Source organism: Paenibacillus sp. ACRRX, from assembly GCF_022346885.1.
Lineage (GTDB): Bacteria > Bacillota > Bacilli > Paenibacillales > Paenibacillaceae > Paenibacillus_B.
The window spans coordinates 439,213-462,342 of sequence record NZ_JAKRNK010000004.1 but is presented as its reverse complement, the minus strand read 5'-3'; the positions used below and the strand labels follow the sequence as shown (position 1 = coordinate 462,342).

General features: G+C 40.5%; 17 protein-coding genes and 1 riboswitch. Of the genes, 13 read left to right on the top strand and 4 right to left on the bottom strand.

Annotated features, from left to right (window positions below; translation table 11 throughout):
* Window positions 1-28 precede the first annotated feature (28 nt).
* Entirely contained in the window at window positions 29-1,453 is a 1,425-nt protein-coding gene (pdxR, locus tag MH117_RS15170) for a MocR-like pyridoxine biosynthesis transcription factor PdxR (protein WP_239329679.1), read from the bottom strand.
* A 265-nt stretch (window positions 1,454-1,718) separates the two neighbouring features.
* Here pdxR and MH117_RS15165 point away from each other — a divergent pair, with 265 nt between their 5' ends.
* The 5 genes from MH117_RS15165 (at window position 1,719) to MH117_RS15145 (ending at window position 6,016) form a co-directional block, all read left to right on the top strand.
* Complete coding sequence (locus tag MH117_RS15165) at window positions 1,719-2,174, top strand: GNAT family N-acetyltransferase (RefSeq protein ID WP_239329677.1); 456 nt, start codon at window positions 1,719-1,721, stop codon at window positions 2,172-2,174.
* A gap of 296 nt (window positions 2,175-2,470) precedes the next feature.
* Window positions 2,471-3,145 (top strand): PspA/IM30 family protein, encoded by a 675-nt coding sequence (locus MH117_RS15160; RefSeq protein ID WP_239329675.1) that lies wholly within the window; start codon window positions 2,471-2,473, stop codon window positions 3,143-3,145.
* A gap of 27 nt (window positions 3,146-3,172) precedes the next feature.
* A complete protein-coding gene (locus tag MH117_RS15155; protein ID WP_239329674.1) occupies window positions 3,173-4,207 on the top strand; it encodes a TFIIB-type zinc ribbon-containing protein in 1,035 nt (344 codons plus the stop codon).
* Window positions 4,207-5,001 carry a TPM domain-containing protein gene (locus tag MH117_RS15150; RefSeq protein WP_239329672.1) on the top strand — a complete coding sequence of 265 codons (795 nt, stop codon included), beginning with the start codon at window positions 4,207-4,209 and terminating at the stop codon, window positions 4,999-5,001. The genes MH117_RS15155 and MH117_RS15150 overlap by 1 nt, the downstream gene beginning before the upstream one ends.
* 25 nt (window positions 5,002-5,026) lie before the next feature.
* Window positions 5,027-6,016 (top strand): SPFH domain-containing protein, encoded by a 990-nt coding sequence (locus MH117_RS15145; RefSeq protein WP_239329670.1) that lies wholly within the window; start codon window positions 5,027-5,029, stop codon window positions 6,014-6,016.
* A gap of 82 nt (window positions 6,017-6,098) precedes the next feature.
* Here MH117_RS15145 and MH117_RS15140 read toward each other — a convergent pair whose 3' ends face one another.
* Window positions 6,099-7,934, bottom strand: coding sequence for an alpha/beta fold hydrolase (locus MH117_RS15140; protein WP_239329668.1), 1,836 nt, complete (start codon window positions 7,932-7,934; stop codon window positions 6,099-6,101).
* A 65-nt stretch (window positions 7,935-7,999) separates the two neighbouring features.
* Window positions 8,000-8,581, bottom strand: coding sequence for a TetR/AcrR family transcriptional regulator (locus tag MH117_RS15135; protein ID WP_239329666.1), 582 nt, complete (start codon window positions 8,579-8,581; stop codon window positions 8,000-8,002).
* A gap of 690 nt (window positions 8,582-9,271) precedes the next feature.
* Here MH117_RS15135 and MH117_RS15130 point away from each other — a divergent pair.
* From MH117_RS15130 to MH117_RS15105, 6 genes are all read left to right on the top strand, one after another.
* Window positions 9,272-10,723 (top strand): CDP-glycerol glycerophosphotransferase family protein, encoded by a 1,452-nt coding sequence (locus MH117_RS15130; protein WP_239329664.1) that lies wholly within the window; start codon window positions 9,272-9,274, stop codon window positions 10,721-10,723.
* Between the two features lie 156 nt (window positions 10,724-10,879).
* Complete coding sequence (locus MH117_RS15125) at window positions 10,880-11,926, top strand: pyridoxal-phosphate-dependent aminotransferase family protein (RefSeq protein WP_239329662.1); 1,047 nt, start codon at window positions 10,880-10,882, stop codon at window positions 11,924-11,926.
* 122 nt (window positions 11,927-12,048) lie between these two features.
* Window positions 12,049-12,780 carry a phosphocholine cytidylyltransferase family protein gene (locus MH117_RS15120; RefSeq protein ID WP_239329660.1) on the top strand — a complete coding sequence of 244 codons (732 nt, stop codon included), beginning with the start codon at window positions 12,049-12,051 and terminating at the stop codon, window positions 12,778-12,780.
* Complete coding sequence (locus MH117_RS15115; protein WP_239329658.1) at window positions 12,777-13,616, top strand: LicD family protein; 840 nt, start codon at window positions 12,777-12,779, stop codon at window positions 13,614-13,616. Before MH117_RS15120 ends, MH117_RS15115 begins: the two co-directional genes overlap by 4 nt.
* A 22-nt stretch (window positions 13,617-13,638) precedes the next feature.
* Window positions 13,639-14,400 carry a class I SAM-dependent methyltransferase gene (locus MH117_RS15110; protein ID WP_239329656.1) on the top strand — a complete coding sequence of 254 codons (762 nt, stop codon included), beginning with the start codon at window positions 13,639-13,641 and terminating at the stop codon, window positions 14,398-14,400.
* A 27-nt stretch (window positions 14,401-14,427) separates the two neighbouring features.
* Window positions 14,428-15,048 carry a class I SAM-dependent methyltransferase gene (locus tag MH117_RS15105; protein ID WP_239329655.1) on the top strand — a complete coding sequence of 207 codons (621 nt, stop codon included), beginning with the start codon at window positions 14,428-14,430 and terminating at the stop codon, window positions 15,046-15,048.
* Between the two features lie 526 nt (window positions 15,049-15,574).
* Here the strand turns inward: MH117_RS15105 and MH117_RS15100 are convergent.
* A complete protein-coding gene (locus MH117_RS15100) occupies window positions 15,575-20,287 on the bottom strand; it encodes a SpaA isopeptide-forming pilin-related protein (protein WP_239329653.1) in 4,713 nt (1,570 codons plus the stop codon).
* Window positions 20,288-20,529: 242 nt separating this feature from the next.
* A riboswitch (cyclic di-GMP riboswitch) is annotated at window positions 20,530-20,619 on the top strand.
* A 116-nt stretch (window positions 20,620-20,735) separates the two neighbouring features.
* On the opposite strand from MH117_RS15100, the gene MH117_RS15095 reads away from it, so the two are divergent.
* Together MH117_RS15095 and MH117_RS15090 are read left to right on the top strand one after the other, a co-directional pair.
* The gene (locus MH117_RS15095) at window positions 20,736-21,719 is read left to right on the top strand and encodes a CAP domain-containing protein (RefSeq protein WP_239329651.1); all 984 of its coding nucleotides are present in this window, start codon (window positions 20,736-20,738) and stop codon (window positions 21,717-21,719) included.
* A gap of 416 nt (window positions 21,720-22,135) precedes the next feature.
* Window positions 22,136-22,855 carry a YebC/PmpR family DNA-binding transcriptional regulator gene (locus MH117_RS15090; protein WP_239329649.1) on the top strand — a complete coding sequence of 240 codons (720 nt, stop codon included), beginning with the start codon at window positions 22,136-22,138 and terminating at the stop codon, window positions 22,853-22,855.
* Window positions 22,856-23,130 lie beyond the last annotated feature (275 nt).

Genomic DNA, 23,130 nt, shown 5'->3' with positions numbered 1-23,130 from the left:
GCCAGCTTGCAAAATAGGAGCATGTTCATTACAACAAATACTTACTAATCCAAGCACGTTGCAGAGCATGGACTCCCTTTACGATATCCTCAATGCTCAACCCGCCAAAGCCGATTTGAACCATCGATGTATCGGCTTGCTGTGGACAAATCCAAAAAGGGGACACAGCATAAACCTTAACGCCTACCTTTGCTGCGGCATGGATTAGCTCTGACTCGTTCATGCCGTTATGTACACGCAATAAAATATGCAGGCCAGCATCTTGTCCGATCACTGTAGTGTGTTGACCCATCACCTCATGAATAGTCGCAATCAACGTGGAATGCTTCTTATGGTATACAGTACGCATCTTTCGAATATGGGCTTCCCAATGACCACGCCTCATAAACAACTCCAGCGTTTTTTGGTGAAACCTGGACACGGTCTGGTCATACAATTGGTAGTCTTGTTTATGATAAAGCTCCAGCAAAGTTGGAGGCAGCACCATGTACGCTATGCGCAGAGAGGGAAGAAGACATTTTGAGAAGGTTCCCAAATAAACGGTGCGCTGATGAGGATCCAAACTCTGTAAAGAAGGAATTGGTTTGCCAACGTAACGAAATTCGCTGTCATAATCATCCTCAATAATAATACCGTTCTGCTCTTTTGCCCACTTCAACAATTGCATTCGCTTGGCGAATGGCATGACCATTCCATATGGGAACTGGTGGGATGGGGTAATGTAGACGGATTTAGATTTACTCTCATATAACTTGCAAATGTTAAGCCCGTCTTGATCCAGTGGAATGGGGTGTACGTTGAATCCATAATGTTGAAAAATGGCTCTAACCCCATTATAGCCGGGTTCTTCCATTCCAATGCTGCGCCCATTAGCTCCAACTAACTGGGATAACATGCCCAGTAGATACTGAGTGCCTGCTCCAATTATAATTTGATCAGGCGAGCAGTTTACCCCCCTTGAATGGTATAGGTACTTCGTAATTTCAAAGCGAAGTTCATATTCGCCTTGAGAATCCCCGTAAGAGAAAAGCTCCACTTCTTCGGGTTGTAAGCACTGGTTGGACAGCTTGCGCCAAGTGGAAACCGGAAAGTGCGAAACGTCCACATCGCCATATCGAAAATCATATTGTACTACAGGCCGGTCATGCTTGCTTAATTCAAAGGATTTACTACGCACTGGAGAGGGAGCAGGCAGCTTCTCATGCTCTAATTGAATGACAAACAGCCCGCTTCTCGGCCTGCTTTGAACATAGCCTTCGGCTATTAATTGGTGATAGGCGAGTTCTACCGTATTACGGCTAATATGGAGATGGGATGAAAGCGCACGGATGGAAGGCAATCGTGTCTTAGCGGCCAGCTTGCCGCTTATAATATCATTTTTGATGTGTTGATACAGTTGGCAGTATAACGGTTCTCTAGCGTTTACATCCAGCAGCAGTGTGATATCGACCATGATAACCCTCCTGATCATTCAATCTGACCCTATAATATTATTAGGAGTTGACACTACAAATGGGGTCAGTAAGATATTACAATTATATCACTTCCAGTTAAAATCACGTCAAAATTTGTTGTCCTATCGTAAGGGGAGAATTGGAATGGGGCACAAGTTCAACTCGACTCGGCGTGCGCTACGACAGAGCATGTAGCGGTTATTATTAGCCTGCGCATCCCCTTGCTGCTAGTACTTGAAATACACCAGAATGAGGAGGCGAAGTATGGATAATTATGTGGTTCGAAAAGCGAGTCAGCAGGATATCCACCCGCTCAGCTTGCTTATGCAGGCGTATATCGTTGACTTTTACAAATGTCCCCGCCCTGCGGAGGAGAGCCTATTCGGTCTAATCCAGATGCTGTATCGAGAAGAGGAAGGCATTCAATTTGTTGCCGAGAAGAATGGGGAACTTGTAGGCTTTGCAACACTCTATTTCACATACAGTACAATCAAAGCACACAAGATTGCGATCATGAACGACTTGTATGTTGTGGAAGGCAAGCGTGGTGAAGGAGTAGGGGCCGGTTTGTTCCAAGCATGCAATTCATATCGAATGTCACATGATTACGCTTCTATGGTATGGGACACGGCAAGCAGTAACAAACGTGCACAAGCATTCTATAAGAAGATGGGTGGTATGCCAGAAGATTGGATTATCTACAGTTTAGAAGACGAGTAAATAGGGGATGAATCCTACCCATGCCGGACCCCATCCTCTGTTTAACGGGTGGTAGAAGATGATCATCGAGGAAAGCACCGTATAGGTGCTTTTTTTGCATACTTGGAGAAAACCAGATAAGGTTGGATTGTGGCACGTCACTTGTAAACATGATGATGAGACAATGGCAGTGGTTCGACAAGGGAATTGACAGCGGCTGTTTTCAACTCGCGGCACGAAAATCTCTTCAAATGAATCCTTTCTGGCTTAATTGAGGTATGATATGAAGATGAAATCTTTTCAAGGGGGAACTCATCATGGGAATTTTGTCGAGGTTCAGAGAGGTTATGAAAGTTAACGTTAACTCTTTGTTGGATAAGTCAGAAGATCCGATTAAAGTTGTCGATGAATATATGCGGAACTTGAACGATGAACTAAGAAAAGTGAAAGCGGAAACAGCCTCTGTATTGGCGGATGAGAGAAGGTCGAAAAAAGCATTAGATGAATGCCAAACGGAGATAGACAAGCTGCAGCGTTATGCTGAGAAGTCAGTAGCTGACGGGAATGAGGGGGACGCGAAAAAGTTCCTGGAGAGAAAGAGAGTACAGGCAGAGAAACAACATCGATTACAAGTTTCTTATGATTTGATATCTTCAAACGCAGCAAGCATAAAACAAATACAAGATAAACTCGAATCGTTCCGTAATCAATTGGAAGCCCGGCGTGTCGAGTTAAATGGGAAGTGGACGGCTGCCCAAGCTCAAGAGCTGATGAACTCTATTAGTTCTCCCTCAGGAGATGGAGACTCCATTTTCGGGAAAATGGAAGCAGAGGTTAATAAAGCCTACGATGAAGCGATGGCAATAGCGGAGATTAGAGCAGAAGCCAATGACAATCTGGACGACCTATTCACACAATTTGAGAAGAGCACACATATGCAAACAGAAGATGAATTGGCTGCAATCAAAGAGAAAATTAAAAATAAGGACTAACAGTTCCCTAGTCATAGAGGTGAGCAGATGCCAGTTATCGAGTACAAATGTCCAAACTGTGGCAGTGGGATGACTTTTGACGTTAAAACAGGGATGTTGTCCTGTCACAGCTGTGGAAGAAAAGACAACATTGAGCAAATTCCGGACCCTCTCACAAAACATGTGTTTTCAGAAGAAGATGAAGCACGCGAGTATCATTGTACGAGTTGTGGTGCGGTCATTATGACTGAGGCGGAGACGAGCGCAACGATCTGCAGCTTTTGCGGTTCGGCAGTTGTTCTCGGCGACCGTTTGATCGGGAAGCTGGCCCCAGCGAAGATCATTCCATTTACAATTAGTAAAGAACAGGCGATGATGGCTTTTCGAAAATGGTGCAGGAGAGGTACTTTGACACCAAGGGGATTTATGTCAGCGAATCGAATCAAGGGGATAACTGGAATGTACGTCCCGTTTTGGCTCTATGATCTGCATAATGATGTCGAGGTACATGGAAGTGGGACAAAAGTCAGCACCTACACGAGCGGTGACTACGAGTATACGAAGACGGATTATTTTCAGATATACCGGAGACTCTGCCTGGATTATGTAAAAGTGCCGATTGATGCTGCCGAGAAAATGAATGATGAACTCATGGATAAATTAGAGCCTTTTGCTTACGATCAGCTAGAAAGCTTTAAAACCCCCTATCTTGCCGGCTACATTGCCGAAAGATACAGTTATAACGATGAGGAGCTTTTTCCGCGGGCTAAAGATAAAATATACGGCTACATCGATGCTTACATTGACTCTACAACGAATGCATATACCAGCGTAAGTTATGCTGACGTGCAAATCGATACAACAATAGAGCGTGCTGATTATGTGCTGCTTCCCGTATGGGTGATCCACTATGATTACAATCAATCAAAATACACCTTTGCTATGAATGGCCAAACGGGAAAGGTAGTTGGCAAGCCTCCGATTAGTAAGGCAAAAGTGGCTGCTTGGTTTGCAGGTATTTCCGGTATCTCTTTCCTGATACTGCAGTTGCTGACCTTTTGGATGATAGGGGGTAGAACTTAGTGAGACGAAAGCATACACTCTTTGCAGTTCTGTTCTTGATCGCCATGATGCTGATTGTTCCGATGCATTTGGCAGCGGGAGAAGCGAGTACAACAAATATTAAGCAGTTAATCTATGATGAAGCGGGATTGCTCAGTCAGGAAGAATACAACGAGATTAATGCGCTGGCCAATCAATACGGAGTCGAAAGAGAAGCAGATATTATAATTGTTACCGTCAATAACGAATCCCCTACCGATGTAAAAAGAATGACACAAGAGTTTTACGATGAACATGCACCTGGTTACGATAAGCCTCACGGCAATGCCGTGATTTTGACGTTGGACATGAATTCTCGCGAATTGTATTTGGCTGGATTCTACAAAGCAAAGCTTTACTTGAATGACGAGAGGCTTGATCATATACGTGACAAGATCGCTCCGGATTTAACAAACGGTGATTACAAGCTGGCATTTGAAAAATACATCCAAACTGCGCATAAATATATGGGGTTCAAGCCAGAGGTAAATCCGAACAACATATTTTATAATGTTTGGATTCAATTGGGTATTTCAGTGATACTCGGAGGAATTATTGTTACGGCGATGGTTCTTCGTTCAGGTGGCCGTATAACCGTAAATTCACGAACCTACGAGGATGCAGCTACCTCAGGCCTTGTAGATTACGAGGACAGGTATCTGCGTTCAAACACTACAAAAAGGAAAATTGAAAAGAGCAGTAATGGTGGCTCAAGTGGCGGAGGAGGGACCACCTCAGGAGGTCACTCACATAGCGGCAGCAGGGGATCATTTTAACTGAATCGGAAGGGATGGGTACAGAATGAGTTTTTTTAGAAATCAATTTGCGAATGTTGTAGAATGGGAAGAATTTAGAGATGACATGATTTTTTGGAAGTGGAGCAATCAAGAAGTTAAAAAAGGAAGTAAGTTAATCATTCGCCCAGGTCAGGACGCTATTTTCATAAATAACGGCAAGATTGAAGGGGTTTTTGAGGATGAAGGAGAGTATAAGATTGATTCTGATATCATTCCTTTCCTATCCACATTAAAAGGTTTTAAATTTGGATTTAACAGTGGGATGAGGGTGGAAGTTCTTTTTGTGAACACAAAGGAATTTACCGTCAAATGGGGAACGCAGAATCCGATTCTGATCCCGACTCCACAACTACCAGGCGGTATGCCTATTCGTGCTAACGGCACATTCCACTTTAAAGTCAACGATTACGTTGCGCTTATTGATAAAGTTGCTGGCATTAAAGAGAGTTACTTGGTTGAGGATGTTAAAATCCGATTGACGTCTGTGCTGGATCAACTGTTAATGAAGTGGATCAGTAGAGAAGGGAAGGATATGTTTAATTTACAGGCGAATGCTTCTGATATAGCCAATGGGATCCGTGAAGATCTTGATATGCAAGTGATAGACAATGGGATGACGATTACAGGCTTCCAGATCATGAGCTTTAGTTATCCTCAAGAGATTCAAGATATGATTACGAAGACAGCCTCCCATGAAATGATCGGCAATCTGCAAAAGTATCAGCAGGTTAGTATGACGGACGGTATTGCGTCCGGCAAAGTAACAGGGGGTGGGGCTGCTTCGGATATGGCAAGCATGATGATGGGAATGAATATAGCAAACGAAATGATGAAAAATATGAATCAAGGCCAGAAGGAGCCACTTGCGTCTGAAACTGCATCTACGGTACCTTCTTCTGAGGGCGGTAAAAAAGTCAACTTCTGCCCTAACTGCGGTGCAAAAAACGAAGGGGCTAATTTCTGTCCGAACTGCGGTTATAAACTGAGCATGTAGCTTGCGGCAGCACATCACCTTGCCCCCATGTAAAGCCCCCGACCTATAAGATCGGGGGCTTTTGCTCACGCAAAAGTGATTGCTAATTGTTTATCAACTTGCTTATCCAGCGGGCGGTATCCTCCGGATGTGAAATGGGGAACTGGTGGGCATGGGGCAAGTGTGTAATACGAAAATCACGATAAGGGTTCGGAATTTCGAATTTATGATCTTTTGTGCCCCATAGAATGGAGACCTTGTTATAGTCCCAACTGTTGGGGTTGAGGGTGATATGACCTGGCTGGGTAAGCGCGGACATCACCTCTGTTGTTGTTTTTCGCACACGAGCAGATTTCAGTTCATCATGTATATAAGGGATGTAGTCAGCTGGAATTTCTTCAATATGCTCAAAGCCTTGAGCATGTAATAATTGTTTCGTTAATGCGGCTTTAGACATGAGCCGCAGCATAGTGTGGGTCAAAAATGAAGATTTGTAGTTTGAACCTATAGCATGTAGTACAGGCTGCAGCAAAAGGACCCTTTGAACACGATCTTGCAGTTTTTCCATCACTTTGGCCGCAAGATATCCCCCAAATGAATGCCCCACGATGATCACTTCTGATGGTATGTTGAGTATCAACTCCATGATAGCTTGTTCAAACCCTTCTATAATTGAGGGGTTATGGTGAAAGGGAGATCGGCCGAATCCAGGGAGATCAATCAAATATATGGGATTGCCTGCTGTCGATAATTGCTCTGCCAGCGGCAATAAATTATATGCGGTGCTGAATGTACCGTGCAGAATTAGAATAGGTGTTCCTTCCCCCGCCCTTTCGATAGTGGCTAGATTTGCTCTTCTATTAAGACGAAATGGAGGAGGTACATGAATCGTTCCATGCGAAATTCGGTAATCTAAATCCGAAATGACAAAAGGCAAGGTCGATGGTGATACCGACAGGTCAAGGTTGTTTTTTTCTGCCAAGGCAAGCTTGGGTGAGACGGGAAAATCAGTATTAACAATAAAATCTATAGATTCCTTGGGCATGTTCACGAGTTTGCCTGCACCAAGGTTCAGGATGGCTTTTAAGAAGCGATGGGGAATAGCACCAAACGGACCGTTTACACGCACTTCTTTTGAAACTAGCCGAGTAAGTTCTATCATGTCGGGGCTATTTGATTTCTGGTCCAATAAATAATATGTATGATCAACAGGGCGCTCCTCTGCGCTTAAAGCGGCGATAAATGCCGCAACGTGATCGACATGCACCAGTGGAAGCCAGTAATCCTTCCCACCAGGGACCAGAGCCATCAAGTTTCGACGTACGGTATCCACTAGAATGCCTAATCCTCCGACTTGTTCGGTAATGCCAGTGTAGGAATCACCGATGACTACACTGGGGTTAACGACAGAAAGAGGAATTCCCCATGGACGTAGCGCCTGCCGAATGAAGAGATCGGCTTCAAACTTCATTTTTTCATATGGAGGTTCTTTAGAGTCTTGATCGTTATGCCGTTGGCTCTCGTGATCCTGCTCCGAATAAGGCGATTTGAATCCGACAACGTGGATAAAGTGCTTTAATGGGTTAGAATCATGAATCATTTTGGCAATATTGGTTATTTCTCGAGCGCCATCTAGAAATACCTGCTGTGCTTCCTCTGCTGTTAAAAGAATATCCATTGGGCCACCAGCGTGAATAATGATATCTACATGGTGTAAAAGCTGCAGATCGGCAGGGTTTAAGCCAAGAGAAGGCTTGGTGAGATCGCCTTGTACAGGTGTTATGAATGAGAAGTCGTTCCATCCGATTCCTCTCATCGCCTCAATCAGCTTTTCCTTGGAACGAACGAGGACATAGAGCTTATGATTAGCCTTTGCTAATGCCACCAGTACATGCCGTCCAATAAACCCGCTGCCACCTGTCATAAAAATAGTACTCATCGTCTAATTTCCTCCTCATTTTTATATTATATAGTACTATATAGTACTAATTGTGGGTAAAAAAATTACTTCAGCATAAAAGCCAAAGTTTGAAGGATGTTAGGCAGTAATAAAGGATCTTTTCTAGTATGTTGTAAAAATAGGGCCCCCTCAATAGTAGACAGGATAAGAGCAGCAAGCTGCGAAGGGGGAAGCTGACTGCTGAACTCTTTGCGTGTAATACCTTCTTGCAGTAGATTTTCTATCGTGTGCATTTGATTTTGGAAAAATGAACCTATCGTCTCCCTCACAAACTCAAATTCATGGGATGTTTGGACGTAAATCGTAAGAAAGGGACATCCGCCTAAACTGTTAGATTGATGCTCAGACAGCAGCATCGTAATTTCGCCAATTCGTTCAACTACAGGAAGATGTGTTTTTTGCACAATATTATCAATAATGTGGTTGTAATGATCGACCATTTGGTCGACAATGGCGGCTAAAAGCTCCTCCTTGCTTTTGAAGTGGTAATAAATATTGGTTTTAGATACTTTGCTGACGGCAACGATTTCATCCATACTGGTGACTTGGTATCCTTTTTCTAGGAAAAGGGTTGTAGCTACTCGCATGACGATGCTGCGATTTGAGGTCTTTGTTTTTTTGATCATATTAGCACTATATAGTACTAGTCTGTAGTTTGTCAATCAGTCCCTTCTTTGTGATGTATCTGCGGGTTATAAGAACAGTGTGGATGCTGGTTTTTTTGTACATCGAATATGACATGATAACAACCTACTACCTTATCTTCAAGCATGCATTCCATCTACTAGCAGATCAAATTATTTCGTAGTTCACCATATTTGAAGATGGAACTCGAAAAAATCGAAACAAGCAATGAAAAATCCTCACAATAAGCGACAGGGTAACTAGAGATTTCAATGACTGAATTCGCTTTTTTGGTGAGATGTAAGAGGTGCGTAGATGCTTACAGAAATGCACTAAAGGATATTGTTTAGATAACATTGTGACGTTTCAGGTGAGGATAATTGCTTCATTAAGCAACACTTTTCTATTTTGTAAAATTATTTCCTAATTTGCAATCTGTAATCGCATTCATTCAAGCCAACGACTATTAATCTTTTGTAGTATTTTGTCGATAGAATATATACAACAACGTACTGTTTGTGAGATTAATTATGATGATGGTCTATACTCAAATGGTACCTTATATGAAATGATAATAAAGGTGTCTAAGCAGTATCTGTCCAGAGCTAGCTTAGCTTTGAAACATAATAATAAAACTGTTGGTTAGAGTTAAATGTGAGGGATTAACTAACCAAATTAATTGGAGAGAGATTATGAGATTAAAACAAAAAAAGCAAATAATGGAATTTATTAATACGATAGAAGAAGGCATTGATTATTTAAGCTATAGTGGTAAAAATAGTACAACTGCAATGATACAAGATTGTAATGATGGTTTAATGTTCTTATCTAATTTAATGGGTGAGGAACAGGAAGTAAGCGAGCTTGTTCAAAAGGCAATCCATACGGTTCAAAGTTTGATACCAGGAGAACAGGATGAGCAAATCTTTATAACACGCATCAATTTAATAAAAGAGATCATGAATGATGTGAGATCAATAATTAAAAATAATGTGAAAACAGAACTAGAAATAGCGTTTATGCCATACAAAGTATCCATGTGGGACTCATTAGAAAGTATATATAGAGAAGCAGAAAAAGATCCTAATTGTACTTGTTATGTAGTACCTATTCCATACTATGAAAAGGATGCTCAAGGGCAAATCATTAGGTTTTGTTATGAAGGAAATCAATTGCCAAAGGATATAAAGATTACACCGTTTGAAATGTACGAGTTTGAGAATAGACAACCAGATATTATTTATATCCATAATCCGTTTGATCAATATAATTCGCTAACGATGGTTAACCCTCGTTTCTATTCTGACAATCTCGCACAATATACAGACATGTTAGTCTATGTACCCTATTATGTAGCTGGTAGCTCAGAAAAACCAGATATATACGTAATGCCATCGTATAAAAATGCAACAAAAATCATTGTGCAGTCGGAAAATTTAAAAGATGCTTATGTGGCAAATGGAACGGATGCTGATAAAATATTGGTCCTGGGGTCCCCTAAAGTTGATGCTATGCTTGCAACGTTAAATGAGCCTAGAGAAATACCATTATACTGGAAAGAAACGATAAAAAATAAAAGGGTATTTTTATTTAATACAGGCATCGCCGATATTCTATCTATTGACACGTGGTTTGAACAAACAGAACTAGTTTTAAATTATTTTATGGATCATGAGAATTATACTTTAATTTGGCGCCCACACCCGCTTACAGAACTAACAATAAAAACATTGCGCCCTCGTCTTTTGGAAGCATTTGAAAAGATAGAGAATAAGCTGAAACAAGCTACGAACATTATTATCGATAATAATGGTGATACTTATCCAGCAGTTGCTGTATCTGATGCTATCATTAGTGATTATAGTTCTGTTATGCTGCAATACATTATTACGGAGAAGCCTGTTTTAGGTTTACTAAGTAAAACGAAGCTAGAAAAAGATAAATATTATTTTGCAGACTATTTGGGATGTTATTTTACAAATCAAGAAGTATCGGTATCTCAATTTGTTGATATGGTAACATGCAACGAAGATTTCAAAAAAGAAGAGCGAATTTCCAGATTTATTAATAGCATAAGCAATGCAGATGGTACATGTGGACAAGTAATTCATCGAACCATTAAAAATGAAGTTATTAATAACTAGTTAATTCTTAATCTTGCCGACACAATGTGAGAATAGTGCTGGATCGTAACGTCATTCTGAGTGTTGTTATGGTAATGATTGGATGAAACCAAAAAACAGAAACTATTTTATAATTAATTGGAGGCAAGAATGCTAAATTTTTCAGTGGGTCCGGTTATGATGGAGCAGGATATCTTAAAGATCGGTTCTGAACAAATACCATATTTCCGCACAGAGCAATTTTCCAATCTTATGATTGAGAATGAAATGCTTATGAATAAATGTGTAAAGGCATCGGAATCAGCTCGAGTAATTTTTCTAACAGCCTCTGGAACAGCAGCAATGGAAGCAACAATTATGAACCTCTTTGATAAGAGCGATAAACTGCTCATCGTAAATGGAGGGACCTTTGGCACCAGGTTTAAAGAGATCTGCGATATACATGGATTCTTATCGGAAGAAATTTGTTTAGATCATGGTGAGATATTAACGAATCAACATTTAGAATCATACGAAAATAATAATTTTACAGGTTTCTTAATAAATATGCATGAAACATCTACTGGCGTTTTGTATGATATGGAGCTAGTTAGCGGCTTTTGCAAAAGGAATAATTTGATGCTTGTAGTAGATGCCATAAGTTCATTTCTAGCTGATCGTTATGATATGAGTGAATATAATGTTAACGCAACAATATTAAGTTCACAAAAAGCAATTGCTCTACCACCTGGTATGTCTTTTGTCGTGTTGGATGGAAAAGCCCAGGAAAGAGTTTTGAGAAACAATGTAAAAAGCCTGTACTTTAATTTCAAGAATTATTTATTGGACGGATTAAGAGGGCAAACACCGTATACCCCTGCTGTTAGCATACTCTTACAGTTAAGAGAACGATTAAGAAAAATAGATAGTATAGGAGTTGATAGGACTGTAGAAGAAGTCGCTCGTATTGCTCAAGATTTTAGAACGAAGATTAAAGGATTACCATTAATGATAACGTCTAGTTCCCTTTCGAATGCTGTCACGCCTCTAAAGCCAATAGGGAAAGTCCCTGCAGATGAAATTTTTAAATATTTAAAGGATCATTGTCAAATATATGTCTGCCCAAATGGTGGATCACTTAGTAAGGTCTTGTTTAGAGTTGGTCACATAGGTGCATTAACAGAAGATGATAACAGTGAGTTAGTAAATGCTTTAATTGATATGAATAAGAAGGGTTTGTTATAACAAGGGAATGCTACTGACAGTGCAGGAAGGTCAGCTAATGATAACCCATATTGATATGCTAGTACAATTCATATTTTGGGAATAATCAAGTAAGAAATATAAAGTTGGGGGAGGGTCAAATCATGAAAGCTATTTTGTTGGCGGCAGGAAGAGGAACAAGAATATCAAGAATGATTGAGGAAATCCCCAAATGTGTATTGCCAGTTGATGGTATTCCGTTGATTAGAAGAAGTGTACTGATGTTATTAGAAAGAAATATTCAGCCAATCGTATGTGTTGGATATTGTAGAACTAAGATTTATGAAGCTTTAGAAGGCCTAGATGTTACATATTATTTTAATCCATTCTATAATGTAACTAACAGTATTGCCTCCTTCTGGTTTGCTAGAGAAGAATTGACAGAAGAAACTATTATTATGAATGGTGACGTTTATATTGATGATACTATTTTAAATCTGATTGTAGAGACGAAAAAAGATTGTGCTTTAATGGTTGATACAGGTAGAACCGTAGAAGGCGATTATTTTTTGCAGCTAGAAAACGGATATATAAAAAAGTACGGCAAGGATTTACCTTTAAAAGAACGAACGTGTGAATATGTAGGAATGGGAAAGATAAGACCAAAATTCCTTGTTGAATTCAAAGGGAAACTAGAGAGTTTAATTGGAGATCAACAGCACCAACTATGGTGGGAAAATATATTATATTCACTAATAGAAGAGAAAAACATAGAAACTATTGATATAAAAGGGATGTTCTGGTCGGAAATCGATTATTTTGATGATTACGAAAGAATATTAGCTTACACAAGTAAGGCTAACAAAAAAGAAAGGGCTGTAGGAGGCGGAGTGTGAAACCGGGAGTAGATTATATAAAATTAAATGATGAGCAATTAAAACAATTGAAAATTGAGATGTTTTCACTTCTTATAGAAGTAGATCGTATATGTGAAAAGCATAATATACAATACTTTTTATCTGATGGGACATTGCTGGGAGCAATTAGACATAAAGGATTTATTCCGTGGGATGATGACGTGGATATCCAAATGTTTAGACAGGATTATGATAGATTTTGCGAAATTTGCGAAAGCGAATTGAATAAAGAAAAGTTTTTTTTACAAAACCAACAAAACGATAAACATTATAATTGGGTTTTTGGAAAGTTACGATTAAAAAATACATCCTATATACGTTCAGGGCAAGAACATTTAAAACAAAAAGACGGCATATGTATGGACATTTTTCCAATAGACAATATTTCACCAAACAAGTATATACAAAAGCTCTCTATGTTCATATGCAAAATTTGTAGAAAAATATTATGGGCGCAGGTTGGAAAAAAAGCTGCAAGTACTATATACAGTAAAATGCTATTTAAAGTGTTATCTTTCATACCTCGAAAGGTTACTATTTTTATTTTTGATTATTTTTCTAAATTTTATAACAAAAAAGAAACGACTTTTCTAGTGTGCCATAATTTAGCAGGTCATATTTATAAACGTGAATGGTATGATCAAACGATAATTGTAAATTTTGAAGGGCATGCATTTCGTGCACCGGAGAGATATGATGATATTTTGACATCAAGGTATGGAGAATACATGGAACTACCGCCGCTTGATAAACGACACGGACATAGCTATGCGTCATTTATAAAGTTTTCGAATGGACTAGAACTGGAACTATAGAGGCGGAGTAAGGGGAAGATTTATGAACAGAATATATAATGAACATGTTGATATTGATCATGAAAGTCTACAAGACTTTTATAGAAAAAGAGCTGTTGAAAAGGTTTCTATTGATGTCGATGCGCCAGTAGTTTTATGTGGTGACAAGGACAAAAGCAAGATTGAAATATGGACCAGCTTTGAAATAGAACACAGGCTTCCTCTTTTATGTTTAGATAGCAATAGTCGTGTGCTTGAAGTTGGCTGTGGGACAGGACGTATATCAAAATATATTACTTCTGTTGCAGATACATATGTTGGTGTTGATTATGTAGAGGAATTTATTGAATTAATACAATCGCGAGAAGATATTGAGAAAAAAGATACGACCTATTTTATTCATTCTTCCATTCAGGAATTAATGAATAATGAAGATGATTTTCCTATAGAGGAAAAATTTAACCGGTTTATTATATCGGGTGGAGTTCTAATGTATATTAATGACGATGAGGTAAAGACAGCACTTAATAGTCTTGTTGGAAGATTTGATGAAGAGTGTATCATCTACTTATCAGAGCCAATTGCATTGAAAGAAAGATTAACTTTAAATAAATTTTATTCTGAAAATTTAGAAAGTGAATATAGTGCAATTTATCGAACTGAAAAGCAATATAATGATATTTTTGAAGTCTTATATAAAGAAGGTTTTGAATTAAAAGTAAGTGAAGAGTTTTTTTATGATGACATAAAGGCTCAAAATGAAACAAAGCAATGGATATTTATATTGCAAAAAAGTAAGAAATAATAAAGTAGTTACAAGGGGAAATAACTGTTGGATTATTCGTACTGGGATAATTATTATACAAAAGCTGAGACTTCTAATGAACCAACTAAGTTTGCAACCGATATTCTACCTGTTTTGGAAAAAGGCAAAACATTGATAGAATTAGGTTGTGGAAATGGAAGGGATTCTTTATTTTTTGCTGGGAACGATATACGAGTAATTGCGATTGACCAATCACAAAATGCAATTTCGAACTTACAGGCGAACTATGCCAATGAGAATATTCAGTTTGCAGCAAAAGATTTCATTCGCTCGAATGTGCTAAAGATCAATAACTATGATTATGTATATAGTCGCTTTACATTACATTCAATTACGGAAGAAGAAGAAGATATCCTACTTAATAACGTATACAACTCTATGAAAACAGGAGGACAGTTTTTTATAGAGGCTAGAAGTGTTAAAGATGAAATTTTTGGATTGGGAAAACAAGTGGGTAAGAATTCCTACTTTTATAACGAGCACTATAGAAGATTTATTGTATTAGATGAATTAGTACAAAAGTTACAGCTTATAGGGTTTCAAATAAGCTATATGATTGAGGGAAATAACTATGCTGTTTATAAAGAGGAAAATCCAGTAGTTATTCGAGTAATCGCAAAGAAGTAATCGGTGAAGAATAAGGATGAAAACCTGTTCTGAAGGATTTCTTGCAATAAAAGAGAGAACAACAAAGACAAGTTCAAATGCCGATCGATGATGAATTCTAGCAGCAAGTAATGGAGCAATCAACATCGATTTGCTTCCAACAAGCACCCCCCAACCAATACGGACTGGGGGGTGCTGTTATTAGTAAACGCTAATTGGTAGTCGACCTGCTCATCTGGTGAGTGTATCCTCCGAACGAATATCCCACAATAATTACTTTATTCGCCGAGGTGAATGCTCCTTTAGTCTTCACCTATAAGCCAACCATGTTAGGTTCGGCTCAGCTTATAGGAGGAGAGCATTAGAGGCGGATTCCCTGATATCTAGATCTAACGCTACCCAGTGTCCTGATTGATCAGTTTTAGCACCTTTGCCTGTGGGTTACTTTTTGAATGTGCATGAAGTGGTGCAATACAATGTTGTTAAGGATTATAGGCTATAATAAATACGCCTGCTGAGCTTTCAGCAGGCGTATTTATATACAATATTATGCTCTAAACCATTTTCTGCGTATCCCGATAAGCGCTGCTCCCAGCAAAATCAAGGCTGCACCTATTAGCTGCATAGGCAATGAGCTATCTTCACCCGTCTTCGGCAGAACGTTACCAGAGTTGTTGTCACGGTCTGGTTCACGATTGCTTGTCTTATCATTTACACTTGTATCCTTCACTTCATCCGTTGTACCGGTGTTGGTATTATCCCCAGAGTTATTATTGCTATTGCCTCCTGGCTTAACGGTCGGTTTGTCCGTGTTACCGTCAGGCTTGTCGGTTGGCTTGTCCGTGTTACCGTCAGGCTTGTCGGTTGGCTTGTCCGTGTTACCGTCAGGCTTGTCGGTTGGCTTGTCCGTGTTACCGTCAGGCTTGTCGATTGGCTTGTCCGTCTCACCATCGGGCTTGTCGGTCGGCTTGTCCGTGTTACCGTCAGGCTTGTCGGTTGGCTTGTCCGTGTTACCGTCGGGCTTGTCGGTTGGCTTGTCCGTATCACCGCCCGGCTGATCTGGAGTCTTACCTCCATTGTCAGGAGGAGTTGTTGGATCAACTGGTGGCTGCGGTGTGACCGGTTGGCGCGTATTCGCTACCGTTACAACCGCCTCCTTCTCGCTGATCACAACGAATCCAGTCATCTTCTGGTCAATTATATAGCCAGAAGGTGCTTTAATCTCTTCGACAAAGTATTTACCTGGCTTGAGGACAGGGATAAGTGCCTGTCCGTCTTTATCAGTAGTTAGAAGCGGAAGCTCCTTGCCAGATGCATCGACTACTGGTTTTTGATTCTCGTCCAATAGACGGAACTGAGCCCCAGCAAGCTTCACGTCTGGATGGCTTGTTTCAATCTTGATCAGCTTAACGGAACCTGAAAGCGGCTCGCGAATGTTTTCTACCGTCACAACCGCCTCCTTCTCGCTGATCACAACGAATCCAGTTAACTTCTGGTCAATCATATAGCCAGAAGGCGCTTTAACTTCTTCGACGAAGTATTTACCTGGCTTAAGAGCAGGGATAAGTGCTTGTCCGTCTTTATCAGTAGTCAGAAGCGTACGCTCTTTGCCAGATGCATCAACTATCGGTTTTTGATTCTCGTCCAATAGACGGAACTGAGCTCCAGCCAGCTTGATATCAGGGTGACTCGCTTCGATTTTAACGAGCTTAACGCTGCCTGGAAGCAGTTCATTTGTAAATGTAACTTCCAGCTTCTTCTCATCCACGATTTCAAATGTTAACGGCTGTGTACTTAACTTGTAGCCTTTAGGTGCGGCTGTCTCCACAAATTTATAAGTTCCTGCTGACAAATTGTTAACCAGCAGTTTGCCGTATTGGTCAGTTGTTCCAACCTGCACTATTTTGCCTGCAGCATCTAGTAGTTGGAACTTTGCTCCGGCAAGAGGCAAGGCAACTTTGCTGTCATCTACTTTCGTCAACTCGACGGTTCCTTTGATCAACTTATTTTTAGCGATCAGTGTCTTCAGCGTAGATTGGTTTGTCACAATGGTAAAGCCAAGTGGGGTTGTATCCACCTTGTATCCCTGTGGGGCCGTGACTTCAATAAGTTGATAGCTTCCTGGCTTCAGTGCAGACAGTCGAATCTTACCGTCTAGAGCTGTCTTTAAGCTTGTATAACCATCTACATCCTTGAACTCTACTCCTGTTTTTACTTGCAATTTAAACACAGCATTAGGAAGAACCTTCGTAGGTGTATCGATATCGACCTTCGTCAGCTCGACATCCCATTCATCCTTCACATTACCGATTGAGATTGGCGCCATGTCCTTACGAAGTGTGATAAGCTTTCCGTTCTGATATTCACTTGCAATCACATAACCCGTAGGAGCAGCTAATTCCTTAAGTTTATAATCTTTTAATCTGTAATTCTCAAAAGTGGCTGCTCCGTTGACGTCAGTAACAAGCTCTTGCAACAAAGTATTGCCCGACTTGTCATATAGTCCAAATTTGGCGCCAGCTAATGGAAGTTTTGTGCTGGCATCCACTTTAATGATAGTGAGATTCCCTTTGCCAGGGGTAGTTGCTCCACCGCCAGCTCCTGAGAATTGAACCTGAAACTGATTGCTCGTATTTTTGTCAACGCTGCCCGCAGATTGACCTTTAAAGGATACCTTATTGCTAATATTCTCGCCGTTATCGGCATTAATAAATGATTTATACTCCAGAATATAAGCAGCACGGAGTTCATTGATAAACGTTACGGACAACGTATTTCCTACAATATTTACGGTATACTGATCTGAATTTACGAGTCCTGCTTTACTTAAATTCCCGTTCTTATCTACTGTGGTATGGAATAACTTCACCGCATCTGGTATCAGAAGCTGATTTGGCGATAACGTATCTGTTAAAATCGAGCCAGCTTGAATGTAGGATTGGCTGCGATTAACGTTTACTTGCCAGAATGCAAATTCTGCGTCAGCCCCAGTCCCCTGTCTACCCAGTTTATTTACAAACTCACCGCCATGCTTTGGTGCAACCGTAGCACTCTTCTCAAATAATGTTGTCATAGAGCCTGCGCCGTCTCGCAGCGAAGCTTCGTTGGAATAGGAAGTTGTAACCGGATGCCCATCCAGACTCGTCTTGTACGTGATCCGATAAGCAGAATTAATTGGCTTGTTAAAGCTTAACTCAAAGCCGTCTTTCCCATCTTTTTTGACCGTGCTATCAAACGAATAGTCTGCCTCTGGAACAAGGCTACCCACACTGACTTTATTATCAGCGCCCAATAGGTTCAGTTGATGAACGGTGAGCGAGTTGGCTACAAGCGTTTGTTCACCGGTATAAAAGTCTCGGATGACGGCATTTGTAATACCATGGAGATTATAGTTGAAATCAATCGTCCACGTAATTTGTTTTGTGATTGCGTCATAGACACCTGTTTTATTCCCGTTGTCCCGCGTATAGCTATCTGGCACGACGGTTGCTGTTTTTGAGATGGACGGTTGTGAAATATTATTCTCTTTCCAATCCAATACAGCTGTATTCACATATTTCGATTTATTAGCAGTTGGGTCGAATTTAGTCTTGTATGTGAAAACATATTGTTGAGAGATCGGATTCTTGAATGTAATCTTAAGTCCTTCATTATAGGTTGCGTCAGGTTGTACTGTATAATCGACACCTTTTTTAAGGCCTTGAATATCCAAGCTGTCTTCAATGAAAGTTAATTTTTGGCTTGCAAAATTATCTTTAATGATAACATCCTGCATTGTTTTATGATCAAGGTTAAGGTAAATCTTCCATTCAATTGTCTTGCTAGCATAATCAACTGTACCTGGGTACTTGTTAAAAATTACTTGGGAAATCGTTTGCGCAGCATTCACGCCTGTAGGGTTATCTACGATCTTAACATTGTTCTCAACAATGGTGGCATCTGCATGCACCCGATTAATTGCCTTTGTCGCATACTTGATCTCATAAGCGTCGTGAATATCGTTTAGAAACTCTAATTTAAATCCATATCCAACGGAATCATTAACCGTATAATCAGTGCCTTCAGTTAGTGGAGTTCCTGTTGCTTGTGTAGCATTTCCATTGGCATCAATCGTCATTTCAAACACTTCAAACGGTCTTACCAATTCCTGCTGACTCTTGTTAAACGTATCTTGAAGCCAAGCTTTAGACTGTTCAATGGCTTGTTCATTATAGTTGTACTGTACGGCCCAATGAATCGTTTGTGTGTAGGGATCATAGTTGACAGCCTTCTTATCAAGCGGCTTACTGAATCTTACAGTTACTTGAGCTGACTTATCCATGGGAGCAGCAAGGTTACTTCCACTTACTGTGGCTGTATTCTTGTAGGTTTGATCCGAAGTTGATGTAACCTTGGTCGTATACTTCACTCTGTAAGCATTGTGGATATCACCTAAATTAAGTCCAAATCCGTCTGTGGTGATTTGTGGTGTACTACCAGCAACGAGTTCTTTTTCAACAAGGCTACCATTTAAATGTACGTCTAACTTGAACACTTTAACGGAGTTCAGATCAATATTCAGACCAATAGGGAGTTTATCTGCAAATACAGCCTGCTCAATTTTCTGCTCGCCTTTGTTGAGATCGACTTCCCAATTAATTTCACTCGGGTTCATGCCTTTATTGGGATTTCCTCTTTTGTCCATAAGACTGCTTATGTTCGTATTAAAATGGACAGGAATAATGGTGGAGTCACCCTGAATAACAAACGTAATGGGCTGCTCGCTGCTACCAGAGAACTTGTCTTTGTTAAATTGTCTCCATACGAAGAAGTCACCCTTTAATTCTTGTCCGTCTTGAATTTCTTCGTTAAAGGTTAGGGTCACTTGCCCTTCTGGAGTTACGACGTATGTACCATAATCACCAGTTAAATTCCCAGTCAAAATACGATCTACATTAAATTTGTCGGGAAGCTGGAATGTAAAGGTTGAACCAGAGCCATAGGTATGGCCCGCTGGCAGTCCCCACGTAAAATCAATCTGTACACGTGAGCCCGGTGTAGGCCTAACGTCTGTAATATTACGTCCTGTTTCATCTTTCATCGTGACCGAAGTAATGATATTCTGCGTGATCGGCCCATAAGTTGCATTGGTGACACTGTTATTCCCCTGACCATAGGTCGAGTTGGTTACGCTTTGCGAGGAATTGCTCCCTACGATGGACAATGCATTCAGTAATCCTTCACTGGCAAGTACCATGGAAGGAGGAAGTACAAGGTTCATCAATAGGGTGATAACTAAGAGGCCATATAGTATTTTTCTAGAATAATGCATACTTAAAATCTACCACTCCTTTTCTTTTTACAACTGGTCTATTGTCCCCTATATAATAGCTACTTGTCAAATTAGATAGAGGCAAAGGTATATAGATTCATAAGCGTGAATTTATATTTGTTCAATATAAAATAGTAGAGATGTACAAGCCTTTTATTCCCGTGGTATCATAATAGTATCAAAACGCTAAATATGGATAATGGCAAACCTTAGCGAAAGCAGGGGACGCAAAGCCACGGGTCTAATGCACTTTAAGGTGCGATGATAGCCGGGTTGCCCTAATTGCGAGAAGTCGTATATTTTCGCGCTACCATTAGGGTGGCGCTTTTTTTGTTGAAAAAGCGCCCCTATTGTTCATCGTCCAAGCGTAAATCGTTAAGAATGGGGATGATAGTTGATGCGAAAACAGTTGATAGTATTAGTCGCAGGTCTTGCACTTGTAACAGGTAGTGTGATCCAGGCAATACCTGCCTCGGCAGCGCCAATCAAGTCGAACGCTGCAGTACGCATGTTGTCTAATGAGCAGGCTGCCGCAATCAAGTTCCAAGGTGTATCCATTGGATTAAACGAGGATCAGCTTATCAAGCTCGTGGGAGAGCCGAGTCGGAAAGATAGCAGCGAATATGGTTTTGAATGGTACATTTACAACAAAGATTATGAGCGCTATTTGCAGGTTGGAGTGCGTAACCATAAGGTAGTTGCATTGTATACCAATGCAAAAGAGTGGAAGGCTGGCGGAGTTGGCTTTGGATCTACCAAGAATGAGATCACTGCTGTATTTGGACCTGCCTTGAACCAAATCAAGAAAGGGAACACAATCTATCAATATAAAGATAATGGTGGCAAGTATAGCCTTCATAAAGTTGGAAGCCTTTACGCTACGGTGTTCTACGATACGAAGCTGCAATCCAAAGCTTCTTCCATTCAATTGATCCAACAAGAGACTGAGTTGGCGTTCCAAGGTTATTACGGAACTCCGAGCGAGAGTCTGCGCAGTAGCTTTGAGCAAGAGGTGTTTGACCTGACCAATACGATGCGTGTTCGTCACGGCAAGAAGCCCTTACAATGGAATGATCAGATTGCAACTACAGCCCGTAAGCATAGTGCGGATATGGGCAAGAGAAACTTCTTTAACCACAGCAATCCAGATGGTGAAACTCCATTTGACCGGATGAAAGAGGATGGGGTTGCATACAAGCAAGCTGGGGAGAATATCGCAGCAGGTCAAACAAGTGCTATTTTTGCGCATGAAAACTGGATGAACTCCGAAGGTCACCGCAACAATATTTTAGGTGATTTTGCTAGATTAGGAGTTGGCGTATCCTTTGGCGGTTCCTATAAAGTGTATTACACGCAAAATTTCTATACACCAAGTCTTTAATCGGCATATATCATATAGAATCTTCAGCGGTTAAGCAGGAATGAAATCCGGCTTAGCCGCTTTTTATGCAGGTTGAGGTAGCGGGAAGTGGTTTAAAGTAGAAATTCAGAAAAGTTAATTGCTGAAGAGGAAGAGGAGTTCTTAGTACGAGGCCAGAATACGTAGTGACATGGATAGCAAAAGACAAAAAAGCAATTTACACTTTAGAATAACACGGCAGCGCCCCTGTTTATTATGAAATGTGCTCCCATTATCGTTGGATAATAAATACTGTTCTTGGATTATTGGATTCGCCCATACTTGTCATTGGCCTATTTCCACCTAAACAAATCCCAATCTAATTTGCTCAGGTTCCTTATACGAGATATAATAATTACGATTGTACACATTCAATGTGGAAAGAGAGCGAGAACAGTATGGGACGTAAATGGAATAATATCAAAGAGAAGAAAGCATCGAAGGACACGAATACAAGTCGTATATATGCTAGGTTCGGAAGAGAAATTTACGTGGTGGCGAAGCAAGGCGAACCGAATCCCGAGTCTAATCAGGCTCTAAAGTTTGTTGTTGAGCGTGCCAAGACATACAACGTACCAAAAGCGATCATTGACCGTGCGATTGAGAAGGCAAAGGGCGGTTCAGATGAGAATTATGACGAACTCCGTTATGAAGGATTTGGACCTAACGGTTCGATGGTCATTGTAGATGCATTAACGAATAATGTGAATCGTACAGCTTCGGAGGTACGATCTGCATTTAACAAAAACGGCGGAAGCCTCGGCGTTACGGGCTCTGTTAACTATATGTTTGATCAGACGGCTGTTATCGGTCTAGAAGGCAAGACGGCAGATGAGGCGCTTGAGATCTTGATGGAAGCGGAATTAGACGTACGCGACATCCTCGAGGAAGAGGAGACAGTAATTATTTACGCTGAACCAGACCAGTTCCATGCTGTTCAAGGAGCCTTTAAGCAAGCAGGTGTGACCGAGTTTACGATTGCAGAACTAACGATGCTGCCACAGAACTATGTGACACTCCCAGAAGATGTACAAGCCCAATTTGAGAAAATGATTGATGCGTTGGAAGATCTGGATGATGTGCAGCAGGTGTACCATAATGTCGAGGGTGACGAGTAAGTATTAATGGAGATGAGGAGTTCACTCTAGCTGTTTCTTGTCGGTTATGGGTCCGATATCATTTAGCTCCATCTCATCTCTGTTTTTATCGATAAGGTTGTGAAAATGTTCGCTTGATTCATCTCAAAAGGCAGTCGCTATTTTAAGCGATTGTCTTTTTTATATAGTAGGACTGGCTAGCTTCACGTTGCATCTTAAACATCTCTCATGCCCTCAGTGGCACCAACTTCGAACAAGGTACATACATGTATACAGTAGCCTATTGACCAGAAGGT

Excerpts from the sequence above, each read along its gene's own strand:
- MH117_RS15100 (WP_239329653.1), bottom strand. The coding sequence starts at position 20,287 with ATGAACCTTGTACTTCCTCCTTCCATGGTACTTGCCAGTGAAGGATTA.
- MH117_RS15160 (WP_239329675.1), top strand. The coding sequence starts at position 2,471 with ATGGGAATTTTGTCGAGGTTCAGAGAGGTTATGAAAGTTAACGTTAAC.
- MH117_RS15145 (WP_239329670.1), top strand. The coding sequence starts at position 5,027 with ATGAGTTTTTTTAGAAATCAATTTGCGAATGTTGTAGAATGGGAAGAA.
- pdxR (WP_239329679.1), bottom strand. The coding sequence starts at position 1,453 with ATGGTCGATATCACACTGCTGCTGGATGTAAACGCTAGAGAACCGTTA.
- MH117_RS15090 (WP_239329649.1), top strand. The coding sequence starts at position 22,136 with ATGGGACGTAAATGGAATAATATCAAAGAGAAGAAAGCATCGAAGGAC.
- MH117_RS15165 (WP_239329677.1), top strand. The coding sequence starts at position 1,719 with ATGGATAATTATGTGGTTCGAAAAGCGAGTCAGCAGGATATCCACCCG.
- MH117_RS15120 (WP_239329660.1), top strand. The coding sequence starts at position 12,049 with ATGAAAGCTATTTTGTTGGCGGCAGGAAGAGGAACAAGAATATCAAGA.
- MH117_RS15125 (WP_239329662.1), top strand. The coding sequence starts at position 10,880 with ATGATGGAGCAGGATATCTTAAAGATCGGTTCTGAACAAATACCATAT.
- MH117_RS15095 (WP_239329651.1), top strand. The coding sequence starts at position 20,736 with ATGCGAAAACAGTTGATAGTATTAGTCGCAGGTCTTGCACTTGTAACA.
- MH117_RS15110 (WP_239329656.1), top strand. The coding sequence starts at position 13,639 with ATGAACAGAATATATAATGAACATGTTGATATTGATCATGAAAGTCTA.
- MH117_RS15140 (WP_239329668.1), bottom strand. The coding sequence starts at position 7,934 with ATGAGTACTATTTTTATGACAGGTGGCAGCGGGTTTATTGGACGGCAT.
- MH117_RS15130 (WP_239329664.1), top strand. The coding sequence starts at position 9,272 with ATGAGATTAAAACAAAAAAAGCAAATAATGGAATTTATTAATACGATA.
- MH117_RS15135 (WP_239329666.1), bottom strand. The coding sequence starts at position 8,581 with ATGATCAAAAAAACAAAGACCTCAAATCGCAGCATCGTCATGCGAGTA.
- MH117_RS15155 (WP_239329674.1), top strand. The coding sequence starts at position 3,173 with ATGCCAGTTATCGAGTACAAATGTCCAAACTGTGGCAGTGGGATGACT.